Annotated in this window: 9 protein-coding genes and 1 pseudogene; 2 read left to right on the top strand and 8 right to left on the bottom strand. The window is 39.2% G+C overall.

Annotated elements, in window-relative coordinates:
* The first annotated feature begins 278 nt into the window (after nucleotides 1-278).
* Entirely contained in the window at nucleotides 279-749 is a 471-nt protein-coding gene (locus VGE44_RS15430; protein WP_331080773.1) for an Lrp/AsnC ligand binding domain-containing protein, read from the top strand.
* A 69-nt stretch (nucleotides 750-818) separates the two neighbouring features.
* On the opposite strand, the gene VGE44_RS15425 is transcribed toward VGE44_RS15430, so the two are convergent.
* The 4 genes from VGE44_RS15425 to VGE44_RS15410 all read right to left on the bottom strand — a co-directional run bounded on the left by VGE44_RS15425 (nucleotide 819) and on the right by VGE44_RS15410 (nucleotide 10248).
* Nucleotides 819-1805, bottom strand: a complete 987-nt coding sequence (locus VGE44_RS15425) for a pyruvate dehydrogenase complex E1 component subunit beta (protein WP_331080771.1) — start codon at nucleotides 1803-1805, stop codon at nucleotides 819-821.
* 335 nt (nucleotides 1806-2140) lie between these two features.
* The gene (locus VGE44_RS15420) at nucleotides 2141-5032 is read right to left on the bottom strand and encodes a PD-(D/E)XK nuclease family protein (RefSeq protein WP_331080769.1); all 2892 of its coding nucleotides are present in this window, start codon (nucleotides 5030-5032) and stop codon (nucleotides 2141-2143) included.
* A gap of 2 nt (nucleotides 5033-5034) precedes the next feature.
* Nucleotides 5035-8376 carry a UvrD-helicase domain-containing protein gene (locus VGE44_RS15415; RefSeq protein ID WP_331080767.1) on the bottom strand — a complete coding sequence of 1114 codons (3342 nt, stop codon included), beginning with the start codon at nucleotides 8374-8376 and terminating at the stop codon, nucleotides 5035-5037.
* A 153-nt stretch (nucleotides 8377-8529) separates the two neighbouring features.
* Nucleotides 8530-10248 carry a glycoside hydrolase family 3 protein gene (locus VGE44_RS15410; RefSeq protein WP_331080765.1) on the bottom strand — a complete coding sequence of 573 codons (1719 nt, stop codon included), beginning with the start codon at nucleotides 10246-10248 and terminating at the stop codon, nucleotides 8530-8532.
* Between the two features lie 388 nt (nucleotides 10249-10636).
* Here VGE44_RS15410 and VGE44_RS15405 point away from each other — a divergent pair, with 388 nt between their 5' ends.
* Nucleotides 10637-11251, top strand: a complete 615-nt coding sequence (locus tag VGE44_RS15405) for a porin family protein (RefSeq protein WP_331080763.1) — start codon at nucleotides 10637-10639, stop codon at nucleotides 11249-11251.
* An 82-nt stretch (nucleotides 11252-11333) separates the two neighbouring features.
* Here the strand turns inward: VGE44_RS15405 and VGE44_RS15400 are convergent, their stop codons facing one another.
* From VGE44_RS15400 to VGE44_RS15385, 4 genes and pseudogenes are all read right to left on the bottom strand, one after another.
* Nucleotides 11334-11777: a hypothetical protein gene (locus VGE44_RS15400; protein ID WP_331080761.1), complete on the bottom strand. Its 444-nt coding sequence runs from the start codon at nucleotides 11775-11777 to the stop codon at nucleotides 11334-11336.
* A gap of 11 nt (nucleotides 11778-11788) precedes the next feature.
* Nucleotides 11789-12298, bottom strand: coding sequence for a glutathione peroxidase (locus tag VGE44_RS15395; protein ID WP_331080759.1), 510 nt, complete (start codon nucleotides 12296-12298; stop codon nucleotides 11789-11791).
* 120 nt (nucleotides 12299-12418) lie between these two features.
* On the bottom strand, nucleotides 12419-13117 hold the full coding sequence (locus VGE44_RS15390; RefSeq protein WP_331080757.1) for a hypothetical protein: 699 nt from the start codon (nucleotides 13115-13117) through the stop codon (nucleotides 12419-12421).
* Nucleotides 13118-13547: 430 nt separating this feature from the next.
* Nucleotides 13548-13737 (bottom strand): annotated as a pseudogene (locus VGE44_RS15385) (type I methionyl aminopeptidase); the annotation flags it as partial.

The following is a 13737-nucleotide window of genomic DNA, read 5'->3' as shown; positions in this document are numbered from 1 at the left end:
TATAAACCTGTTGAATAAGGTTTGCTGTAAGGGAAGGAGTCGAACCTTCACGAAGCAGTTATTTCCCGGTTAAGGTATTTCCCAAATCTTCGCCACCGAGACGAGGAGGTGTGTCTGCCAAATTTCACCACCTTACAGTGTATAAACAATCAATTTGCGATTGCTTATTACGAATGTATAACAAGTCCCCATTTATTGCAAATGTTTTAATAAACTATTTCAATTTTTACATAAATAATAATTATATTGCATAATTATTAATAATCCTACAATTAAAAATGGAAAACAGAAGCCAAAATTTCGAACTTGACAATCTGGATACACAGATACTCTGCATATTGATGGAAGATGCAACGATTCCATACACTGAAATCGCTAAGAAATTGATCGTTTCGGGCGGAACTATTCATGTAAGGATGAAAAAAATGCAGGATATGGGAGTTATAAAAGGATCTCATCTCATCATTGATCCGCAAAAGATTGGATACGATATATGTGCGTTTTTAGGTATCTATCTCGAAAAGGGGTCTCAGTATAAAGATGCTGTTGAAAACCTGAAGAAAATAAAAGAAGTAGTAGAACTACATTATACTACCGGTTCTTATAGTATGTTTGCCAAAATCATCTGCAGGGATACTAATCATTTAAGACAGGTCCTTAATGAAGATATACAGGGAGTAACAGGGATTCAGCGGACTGAAACCCTGATCTCTCTCGAAGAAAGTATTAAACGTCAGATCACACTTTAATACTCACGAAAAATAATAGAGCCCTCCCGAAATTATTCCGGGAGGGCTCTTTTGTATATTAGTAAGCTCTTAAGCTTCTTTGTAAAGAACGCTTTTTACAGCAGCAACTACACGTTCTGCGTTTGGAAGTGCTTCTTTGATCAATGTTGGAGCGTATGGAAGAGGAACATCAGCACACGCAACTCTCAGAACCGGAGCATCAAGATAATCAAATGCATCTTTCTGAACTTTGAATGCAACCTCAGTTGCGATTGAACCTAAAGGCCACGCTTCTTCCACAAAAACCATACGATTGGTTTTCTTCACCGAATTAATGACAGTGTCGTAATCAATCGGGCGAATAGTACGCAAATCGATCACCTCGGCGTTGATGCCTTCTTTAGTTAATTCTTCAACTGCAGGCATAACCACCCTTGAAAGCATTTTTCCAAAGGTTACAATGGTTACATCAGTTCCTTCTTTAACTATATTAGCCTTACCAATTGGCAGGTAGTACTCTTCTTCAGGTACCTCACCCTTATCCCCATACATCACCTCAGATTCCATAAAAATTACAGGATCCGGATCCAGGATGGCTTGTTTCAATAAACCTTTTGCATCATAAGGGGTAGATGGAACAACAACTTTTAATCCCGGGCAGTTTGCATACCAGCTATCAAAGTTCTGAGAATGCTGAGCTCCCAACTGACCTGCGTTTCCTGTTGGACCACGGAAAACAATCGGACATGAAAACTGCCCGCCACTCATGCTAAGCACCTTTGCTGCTGCATTGATTACCTGATCAATTGCTACAAGAGAGAAGTTAAAGGTCATGAACTCAACAATAGGGTTAAGTCCGTTCATTGCTGCACCAATACTGATTCCTGTAAAACCTAATTCAGCTATCGGTGTATCAATAACACGTTTAGGACCAAACTCATCGAGCATTCCCTGACTAACTTTGTATGCTCCGTTATATTCAGCAACTTCTTCACCCATTAAAAAAATCTTATCGTTCTTACGCATTTCTTCATTTAATGCTTCACGAAGTGCTTCTCTGAATTGTATTTCTCTCATGTGTAAAATCAATTTTTGGAACGCAAATATAAGGGTATCAATTATTAATTACGAATTATTAATTAGGAATTACGAATTGTAGATGCCGTTAAATAGTTAATCAATGATTTCCCAATATGAATTTCGAAATTTCGGTAATGAATGCATTTTAGAATGAAAACTGAAAACCTTATACAAATAAAAGCCTTTGCATTTGCAATTATAGGAGCCCGATCAAAAGCTGAATTATTTCAAAATTTTCTATAGCATACAAGGAAGCCAGAGAAATTGGAAAAATTCAAATAACATCTAAAGAAACTGATATCCTCACCATTGTAATTCGTAATTCAAATCCCTTACCTCTGACAAATCCCCTTAAACGAACAGTATTTGCAATTATCTGTATTCGCAGTCTGTCTAAATGGTACTGAGCTATCGAATAACTCATTCAATTTTTCCTTTAATTTGAGAGCAAACTGATCTTTTAAACCAGCAAGATTTTCATCTGTCAGAATTAAACCATCTTTTCCTTTCCCAGAGAATAGAGTTCCCTTTTTAAAATCCTTAACAGTATAAAGATGGGGCTCCACCTCGCTTACATTTCTTGCGCTCTCATAAACCAAAGTATAAAATAGCGTTTGAAGCAGTGCCTTATTTTGATCTTTTCCTTCTTCAGCAAACAAACCCTCAAAATCAGCATACTTTAACTGATCCTTACCTGTTTTATAATCTACGATCCGGGTTTTATTTTGATGAATATCCACCCTGTCAATGATTCCCATTAACCTGATCTGCTCTTCCCTGCCCTCTACTTCAATGGAAAACAGGGGAGTATAAGCCTCTCTATCTTCCAGCTCCTTAATTATGAAAGGTGCAATTTGCTCATCATGCCGCAACACTTTCAAAGCGTACTGCTCAATTACCTTTACGATAATCTGCTGCAGGGCACTTTCCAAAAATTCGTAATCCGGGTTAAGCTTCAGCTCCTGAATCATAGCGGCTTTAGACATAGCCGGCAACAATTTTTCACGTTGCCTGATGTAATCTGCAGTCACTTCCTTCCCAAGCGAATCACGGTAAAAACTTTCCATCACAGTATGCAGCATGGTTCCCACGGTATGCGGGCCGATCTCATCTGGCAAATCCTTTGGCTCTGCAAGACCTGCTATTTTGCCAAAGAAAAACTTCAGCGAACAGCTTACATAGTCAGTAAAAGCAGATGCAGAGATCTTTTTATCGTATTTGCTCTCTGAATTTCTTTTTAAATAAGTGCGAAGTTTATCAAGCACTGGCCCAGTCTTGCTAACTTCTATACTTTGTTGGGCTGGAGTATCAATTGGCTGATTCTGCTGTAATACATGAGTAAACTTGCAGGATGTTTCAAATTCCAGTTGTTTAATAAACCTGCTTTCCTCTCCACTGCTTCCTGCTTTGTCATCAGTAATACCAATATAAACCAGGGTAACTTTCTTTGCACAATGCAACAATCGATAAAAGAAATAAGCAAAAATGGAGTTTTGGTTTTCAAGCACGGGTAGTGCAAAAGCTCTTCTGACATTATCCGGGATAAAAGATGGTGTAATACTCACCTTAGGAAGTACACCCTCATTCATTCCAAGTACAATTAATTCATCGAAGTCAAGACAACGGCTTTCGAGCAGACCCATTACCTGCAATCCTGATAAAGGCTCACCATCAAAAGGCACGGTAAGTCCCGCCAAAGCCCTCCTGATCGTTCTAAGCACAAATCCTGCGTTTATTTCAGGCATTGATCCGGCATTCTCCAGCTCTGCAAAACTATCTGAAAGTACATTCAGTGTTTTAACCGCCTCAGCAATGAGTAAACTTTCGAGTTTTCGCAGATCAGCAATCTGTTCTGAAACAAGCAAAAGTAAGCTGCCTAAATTCCTGATAGAATCGGCAGGACTTTCAAACGGGCCGAAAGTAAGTCCGGCAATTTTACCGGTATTCCTTAGTTCCTGAAGTTTAAATCTTGCCTTCTTTTCTTCAATAATCTCCTTATGGATTCTATTCCTCTGTTCAATATCAGTGGCAACAAGAGGATTGAATATATATGTCAGAACTTTGGGATAAGCAATGGAAATCTTATCACCCGAGGCTATTTCTTCCTGAATATCCAGCCATAGATCACATAATCCGAACACTGCCGATTGTTCAAAAGGATAGCCCATGGTGATATTCAAACTTTCGTCATCAACGGTTTGAAGAATCGGAAGCAAAAGGCTCTCATCGGCAAGGATAATTGCTTTTGAAGCAGGGTCATTCTTATCCGTACTTCCCGGGAGCAATTCAGCAAGCAATTTGCCCTGAGCTATTTTACCCAAGGCCTGAACTATAGTAAACTCCTTTTTAGGATCATTAATCCGGTTTTCGGAAATCGCAAACTGGTTTTCAAGACCCACTGTATTAATGTTCCTCCTGATAAAATGTCCGGCTTCCTGAATATTATCAGAAAAATAATGCTCATCGGCATCAAAATAAAATGAACAACGACCTTCATCCTGCCAAGATCTGAACAAAATTTCCTCTGCTCTTGATAAAGCGTTAAAGCCTACAAAAGCAACATGGCTGAATTCATTTAAAAATCCCGCATCAGAATCCTTTCCTTCAGCAAGATTACGGTACATCTTTGCACTGCTAAGCAAGCCCTGTTCAGCCAGCCTTGCATGGAAATTCTGGTAGAGATGCGGCATCCTATGCCACATTTCGATGAATTTCTCCTGGACTTTATTCTGTTTTTCCTGAGAAAATGATGACCAGAAACTCTCCATAAAGGCAAGTTGTTCCTCTTCAAAATTTGGAAACTGTTGCTCTAGTTCGGCAATACTTCCTATCAGATTAAAGACCTTTACCGGATCGGCCATGTAATAATCAATCTGTGAAAAATCAGAAACAATGATCTCGGCCAAAGGATAAAAGACATCGGCACTTACAGGTTCTTTACCTTCCTTTTTTAACAAAAGATTGTATTCAGAATAGAGGACAAAGAATTGCTTTAACTGAGATGCACAAACCAGACTCGTTGATTCTGAGAAGAATTGCTGGATTGTATAAAAACGGGGACTCCAGATTGGCTTACCGCTAATCTCTGCCAGGTACTTCCTCAGAAATAATTGAGGTCGCTTATTATTGAATACAATTGCCACCTCCTGAAGATCCTTTCCGAAGCGATTCAATAGATCTTCTGCAACCCGATACAGAAACTTATCCGATGATTTATTCTCCATGATCAGACTTTCTGCAGTTTACGATCCTGTGCATACCATAAATAAGCATCCACTTGCACAAATTCACCCATTTTCATCAGATTATCACGGTAAAGGCTGATATCTGCAATATATTTATTGTTTTGCGCCCCAAATTTAAAATCCAGTAAAACTGCGCTCTTCTCAAATACAAACAGTTTATCCGGCCTTTTTACAGTTCCTGAATCAATAATCATGTCCTTTTCACTGATAACTGATTTGGCGGTTTTGAACCATTGCTTTATTTCCCCCTGAAGCAAAACATCCCCAACAGCCTGTTTAATCTCCTCCCTTTCTGATTCTCTGATCAATCCCTCCTGAACCTTTTCAGAAATGAGTTTATCCAGATCTTCGGTACCGCTTAAAGTCTCCAGTAATTTATGCATTACAATTCCCTTGCGCTGCTTTGCATTGAACCAGGAATCCTCCTTCATACTGTTTCGCTTGAATCGTTCAGTTAGCTGTTCATTCACATGATATTTATGAATTCTTAAAGATTCATGTTCTGAACTTGTATCAGCATCCGGAATCAGAGCCGGAAGCTCACCCATAAAATAATGAGTATCATCTGATTCAAATTGCAGATCCCCGGTATCTCCATTCTCAAATAAGCCTGAAAGAACTGATTGCATATTCTTCACGGTACTTTCTTTCCCATCCTTCTTATTCACTGGTACATTAGGACAGATTAGACATAGATAATCTTTTGCCCTGGTTGTTGCCACATACATGGTATTGATTACATCCATATAACCCAGCATGATCTCTTCAAAGTAGTCCTTGGCAAATACTGTTGATGCCAATCCTTTACCAAGATCTACAGGAAGAGATTTAAACTGCTCAAAACCAGCAGGTTTGGCATTAGCCCATAAAAGATTCTTTTGGCGTCCCCTGGAGGAATTTACAAATTCCCATTTGACAAAAGGTACAATTACTGCTTTGAATTCAAGGCCTTTCGATTTATGGATAGTCATTACCTGAACTGCATCCTGGCTCTCTGAAGATGGTAAAGCCTTTCCCGAGCCCTCATTATCCCACCATTCCAAAAATGAGCCGATTCCCTGATCTCCGGCAGCTGCGAACACAGCCACCTGATCTCTGAATGCAAGAAGAAAAGGAATCATATATTCTGAATCAGCAATTCCGAGACGGTAAATATTGATCAGTTTCTCCGTCAATTCACCAACAGGCAGATGTTTGAATGAGTTTAAACCTGTGCATAATTCGGGAGGTAATATATCATCCATTGAAGAGATCGGGCCAGAAGCCATATTCATCCAATGATTGCTGTCTATTTCGATCAGGATATTAAGGGGGTTTTGAATCTGGGCCCAGAGCCTTGCGCATTCAGCCTTAAAAATTCCACTCTCCGATTCTCTGACAGTCAATAATCGGAAGGTTGAAAGTAACAAAGCAATAGCCGGATTATTCATAATCTTCAGAGCCTCTCCCGATATTACCTGAAAGGATTTTCCGGCGGCTTCAGTAAGGCGGTCCTGATTCACTTTTTGAAAAATACATTCAAGAATCTCCTCTGCTTCACGATTTGACCGCACCAGAATACCAATATCCCTCATTGAGACACCCTGCTTTAAAAGCTCTGTCAGTTTTTCAATGGTATATTCTGCGGCTTCAGACTGATCCTCCTCTTCATCCTGCTCATCGCCCGGATAAGATTTCGGTTTCTTCGAAAAGAATTTTACTTCAATTTTTCCTCCGGCCAGGGTTTTATCTGTTATTTCCTGATGACTTCCCTCATAGGCTTTGACAATCATACTGCCATTTTCTGTTTCCCATGAATCATGCAGGTAGTCTGGTGCTGTTTCATAAAAAACATCATTCAGGTTCTGCTGCAAAATTGCAGGCAGACTGCTGTACAGAAAATTATTAAAACGGATGATATTTTCTGCGCTTCTGCGATTAAACATCAGATTCTCTTCAGCCACATTATCCTCAAGCAGATCCCTTTTCAAATTACTATGCAGAATCCGCCAGTCACCGTTTCTCCAGCGATAAATCGATTGTTTTACATCTCCTACAACCAGGTGGGCCGAATGGCCACCATGCGAACCTTCTGCAATTGCATTTTTAAGCAGGGGCAAAAAATTCATCCATTGAAATGTGCTGGTATCCTGAAACTCATCAAAGAGGAAATGCTTATACTTATTGCCTGTTTTCTCCCAAATAAATGAAGGATTATCTGCATCAGAACCTGTTATGCCCTTCAAAAGCTGCTGGGCATCCGAGATCAGCAAAGCCCGTTTTTCTGAACGGTAATCCTTTAAAAGATCTGCCATTCGCTGCATCAAACGAAGGTATGAGCTGTTCTTATTAATGGCCAGATAGGTATTATATATTTCTATACCTTCATCATAATAGGCAATTAACTGAGCTAAAAGCGGGTTTATCTGCTCGTACAGGTACTCTACCAGGCTGGTATCTTTCAATGCCCGGTTTGGCCATTGTTCAAAATCATTGAGTAGTTTCCTGAGAGCCTCAACTTTTGTTAAATCTCCCTGAATGATTTTATCCAGTTTTAGAAGTGGATTATTCGTCTTTCCACCCAAATCTTTTGATTCAATCCCCGAAGCGTCAAAAAGTTTCTCAATACTTTTAGTCTTTTCAATTATCTGTTCAGTAAAGGTTTTAATTCCCTTTTTTATCTGATTGCGCAGGGCATTGAATTCCTTGGTCTGCTCAGGGCCCATGGCCTGCATTGCCTCCTGAAAGGGATAATAGCGTTCCTTAAATATTTCGCCTGCAAGTTCTTTTAATGCACGACTATAATCCCAATCATACCCATCATCGATGCGATCAATCGCAAGACCGGTCACCCATTCCAATAGTTCAGAATCCTTTTCAAGCTGAAGATTTAGTGCCACAACAAGCTCATCCTTTACTTTTTCATGATTCATCTCCAGCTTATAACCACTATCGATGTTTAGCTCAAATGCAAAACTTCTGATCAATTGCTGTACAAAACCATCGATGGTACTGACCGAAAAGCGGCTGTAATCATGCAAAATTCCTGCATATATTTCTGAGGCTCTTGTCTTTAGTTCCTGATCACCCAGGTCAGGATAATTTTCCTTCAGGATAGCACTGAATTTCGATTTTTCATAACCGAAACGGGCAAGTTCCCCGAGCGCTCCCAGAATACGCTCTTTCATTTCGGCGGTTGCCTTATTTGTAAAAGTAACAGCCAGAATTTCACGGTATTTGCCCTTCCCGCTAAAAAGCAAAACCAGGTAATGCGCTGTAAGGGCAAATGTTTTACCTGATCCAGCTGATGCACGAACTAATTTCAGGGCTTTTTGCTGAGACATGTCTGGATCTGGTTTGAGAGTTTATTGAATGCTGACCATTGATTCATAGATTCATAAAAATATTGATTTTATTCATGAATCAGGTATTTCAATCAATAGATCGAAGCAATAAAAAAGCCGGCATAGCAGGCCGGCCCAAATAGTAGGAATGGTTTACTCCTGAGTGACTCCGGCACCATTTTTAAAACCCGGGCTTACCGCAACCGGTAATTTTCCGGAAGCTTTCATTTCACCGGTGATCACTTTTACAGCAGCCCTTTGTGCTTCATCTGAATTCTGATAATTGACAATTAAGGTTTTTGCCTTTTCAATTCCAGGAAGCCCTGTAATGGCATAGGGATTCGCAAAGAGCGTAAACATACTGTTCATTTTAGCTATATCAGCAATCAGTGTTTTGAGTCCGGCATTATAATCCAGAACTGCGCCAGGACGCCTTCTCGTATCATGAATACTTACAATAATCTGATCATAAGCTTTCAATTCTGCCCTGACATTATTAACATCGCTATCCGAAGCATCCTTGGGCAATAAAAAAAGAAGGGAGTTCGGTAATAAGGGTTTGATGATATTCTGGAAAGTCGTTAAGCCGGGTGCTCCCATACTAACCAGTGCAGTTTTCTTGCTTAAATCCAGATTTCTGATCTGTGCATCACTATTCAGAATTGTAACTGCGGCATCTGCAAGTTGCTGATTTAGCTGCCTGGCTTCCGGACGATTTAAGTCGGCAATGATGTTTTCCGGATTTACAAACTGTTTATTTGAAAGCCCGGACCAATATTTGGCCATTAGCACTTTTCTGACACTGGCATTGATACGTTCCCAACTCAATTGTTTTGATTTGATTGCCTGACGTACCAGTTTTACCGCTCGTTTGGAATTACCGGAGAGTTCAATAACATCAAGTCCGGCGATCAGACCCAGCACATCGCTTTCCCCTTCCGGAAAAAACTTTGCAACGCCTTTCATTTCCATTGCATCAGAGAAAATAATTCCCTTAAATCCAAGATCCTCTTTTAAAAGTCCGGTAACAATCGGACGGGAGAGCGTTGAAGGTAAATTTGGAGTATTATCAAGAATCGGAATATTCATATGTGCAACCATGATACCGGAAGCACCTTCTTTAATTAGCTCCCTGAAAGGGTATAATTCCAGTGAATCAAGTCGCTCACGGGTAAAAGGTAATTGGGGAAGGTCATGATGTGAATCTACATCCGTATCACCATGTCCTGGAAAATGCTTGACACTAACCAGAACATTATTCTCCTGAAGACCTTTCATATAGGCAGTAACCTTTGCTGCAACATTGTATTTATTGTCCCCGAATGAACGGATTCCAATAACCGGATTCTTTGGGTTATTATTGATATCGGCAACCGGCGCGAAGTTAACCTGCATGCCGATACGTTTAAAATCCATAGCCACCTGCTTACCCATCTCATATATCAGTTTATTATCCTGTATTGCTCCGAGTGTGAGCTGGTAAGGATAAGATATAGTACTGTCGAGCCGCATCCCCAAACCCCATTCAGCATCCATTGATATCAATAATGGCACTTTGGAAACAGACTGGTAGCGGTTTGTCAGTACAGCCTGCCTTGCAGGACCACCCTGAAAGAATACCAGTCCGCCGATACGCTCTTTACGGATCAACTTTGCGATCGAATCTTCGAATGCTTTTCCCTTATCGGTATGAGCCCTGACCATAAATAGCTGGGCAATCTTTTCACGCTTGCTCAATTTTCTAAAAACGCCGTCAACCCAGTCATTTGGGTTATCTAATGAACCTATGAATGAACTCTGAGTTTGAGCAATACTGATCAGCGGACTTATCAGAAAGACAAAAAATAACAGGTGTTTTAAGTTTTTATACATGTGGAAGGGTGAATAATTTTGTGAAATTATCAATTAAGAAAGAGAATTAAGCCAAGTAGTGTGAATAAAAAAGTTATACCAAGGCTTAAACAGACACTGAAAAGCCATACAGAAAGTTTATCTGTTAATCGCTTACTCAGGAATCTGTGCAGGCTATAAATCCCGGCTATATTCAGGAAGACAAAAATCAGGCCTACCCAGGCTATTACTTCGGTAATCATCATAAAATGTCCGATATAAGATACAATTGAACTTAATCCAAAACAAATTTATCAAAGGAATCGGTTTGATTGGACACATTCTTACCCATCAGAGACCATATTTTTCTAAATATTACAGCTTGGCATCATTATTTCTTAAGCAGACCTATAAATAAATAAACATCATTATGAAAAAGGTATTAATTTTTGCTATAGGTGTACTGTTTGCAGGAGCTGCAGAAGCACAAACATTTGGTATTAAAGGAGGTGTAAACTTCTCAAATATCATCAAAACAAATGACAGGAATTTCGATACAGAATTTAAACCGGGTTTAAATGCCGGGTTGTTCGTTGATATTCCGGTAGTTAAAGGCCTGGCCTTTTCACCTGAACTTATGTTCTCACAAAAAGGTTATAAGACAACAGGAACAAGTTTGCTGGGTACAGCAAATGAATATTCAGTAACCACAAACTTTATTGAAATACCAATTCTTGCCAAGATCAGCCCAAGTGATAAATTCAGTATTTATGCTGGTCCGCAGGTTTCATTCCTTGCATCCACTAAAGAGAAATTTACCAGTGGAGATGCAACTTACCAGAATACAATCAGAAATGAAAACGAAAATCTGAAGAAAAGCCTGGTTGGCGGTGTTATTGGATTAGGTGTTGGTCTTACTGATCAATTGAGCTTGCAGGGACGTTATGCACTTGACTTCCAGAAGAACAATGAAAACGGATCAAGTGAAACACCAATTTACAAGAATCAGGTAATTCAAACCAGTTTGGCTTATCGTTTTAAATAATCCAAACAATTATTTAATCAATAAAAAAAATGCCCCGGAATGTTCCGGGGCATTTTTTGTTATGTTAAATTCGTAATCAGAATTAATGTTCGTTAATAATAATCTCAGAAATTATCCAACCTTTGTCTGATTTTATGAATTTCAGGTTAAACCTGTAGGAACCTGCAATATCCACCCGGTTTCCGTTTATGTTTCCGACACCTTCCACATCAAAATCAGCAGATCCACCGGCAGCTACCCCATCAACTTTAAATGCCTTGTTCAAAGCAGCAGATTTACTGATATCATAAATACCCTCAGTAAAGGCGTAGACAATACCTGCTCTGTCAAGAGTATTACCAGTCGGCTCATACATTTTGCAGGTCTCGCTCAAATTGGAAACGATCCATGCTTTATCCTTTTTAACAATGGCGATTGCAAAACTATCTACCAGACTTTTTAGCTGATCTTCATCACCTGTCTTTGCAGCTGCATGCACTTCTGATAGCGAAAACGCTACAAAAAGTATCAGTAAGAATTTCTTCAATGGAATAAGGATTATAAATATTTAGTGATTTCGGGTGACATTGGTGTAACCGCAGAGCGGAAACGATGGATCAAATTTCCCTCTTCATCAATCAGGAATTTTTCAAAGTTCCATTTGATATCGCCTGTAAAATCAGGATTTGCCGCGGTTGTAAGGTGTTTAAACAGCGGACTGATATCATCCCCTTTTACACTGCTTTTTTCAGCCAGCGGGAAAGTTACCCCAAAATTCTTCTGGCAAAACTCCTTGATATTTAAGTTTTCACCAGGCTCCTGGCCACCGAAATTGTTTGCAGGAAAACCAATTACCACAAGTTTATCCTTATAGGTATCAGCAAGTTTCTGAAGATCAGCATATTGCTTTGTATAACCGCATTTCGATGCTGTATTAACAATTAAGACTTTCTTGCCCTTATATTTTTTCAGGTCAAGATTCTTGCCATCAATATTCTGAACCTTAAAGGTATAAATTGAAGGCGGTGCTGTAATGAACATTGCGAGTACTAAGAGTAGTGTTTTCATGACTTAAATTTAAAATATAAAAACTGAATAAATATCAAAAGATTGGCTGAGGAATTAAAACTAACAATTATCTGACAATAAGTGCATTAAGTTTAGGTTTTTAAAAAATATTAAAGCTGTTCAGGATTTCTGTGGCAATTCCAATAACACGAACCGGGTGCGGCTTTCACTTGTATTCTTAATGGAAAATGATTGTCTCCTTTTAATCACAAAAAAACTTCCCGGCATGAGGGTTTGAAGCCCGGTTTTTCCATTTTGTCTTATTTCGAATGTTGAGGCATTTAGCGAGATCAAAACCAATGATTGCTTTTTATTTTTTGTTCTAAAATCAATTCCTTCTAAAAGATCCAGCCGGTATGCCCTTACCCAATTCGTATCAATTTCCAATTTAAGATTTGGTAAATTCAATGGTTTTTGATCAAAAGCCGCCTTTTTCATCAAAAGTTCCACATCCATCACATGAAAAGTATCTTTATCTGCGTTCCATACTCGATGAGTCCGGTTATTTGGCGGCGCTAAATTTTCAAATCGAATTTCTCCTGCTTTAGATTTACCTGCTACTGCCAGTTCTCCCAGCACCTGCGAACCTGTAATTGTGTTTGAAAGCCTGATAAAAAATGATGGTGTATTATGAATATGATATTGGGAGGTGTCGCCCGGAGGTACAAGAACATTCAGCACCCTTATTTCTTTATTTTTAAAAACAGGCCGATGCCGGGGTTCTTCGTGCACAAGTACCTGAGCCTGTAAAACATTGAGGCTACCTGTCAAAACAAGAATAAAAACTATGCTCAGGAAGCTTATCTTGAAATTGGGCATTCTTTAATACAAAATTGAATGGTTATGTAATTGCTTTAACAGATTCAGTTGGCAACATTAAACTGCCTATATTTTCATTTACACTAATGTAATAAAAAAGCAGAATGATTCGTCCTGCATATATGCCATCAGGAATTTAATTTGTTGTGATAGGCTTTTAATAATATCAGGACAGGACACTGTGTATAATCTCAGCTCCTGTTCGACGGATTTTAGTCGGACTTTGGACGGACTTTGGTCGGACTTGTGACAATTCTATCCGAGCAACATCCATACAAACTACGAATTACCTGAGTTTAAGCTCTGAATAAGTTCTATAACTTACCTGTATCTAAGGCAGGTCAAAATATAAGTATTGGTGCTTTTGCCAATTGCGAATAAAATGGCATCGGTTAGTTGCTCTAATCTTTACTATCCCTTGAGAATTTTATTAATTCCAAATTTCATTCATCGCTGTCAGTATCATTGGTTTTCCATCAGTAACCACAATGGTATGTTCATGCTGAGCCATAAAACCTCCTCTATTTCCAACCATTGTCCAGCCGTCATTCAGAGTCTCGGCAAATGTTGATGTCGTTGATATAAATGTTTCAATTGCAACAACAGAATTCTTTTTAAAT

Source organism: Daejeonella sp., from assembly GCF_036405355.1.
Classification (GTDB): domain Bacteria; phylum Bacteroidota; class Bacteroidia; order Sphingobacteriales; family Sphingobacteriaceae; genus Daejeonella.
This window is presented reverse-complemented; position numbering and strand designations above follow the sequence as displayed.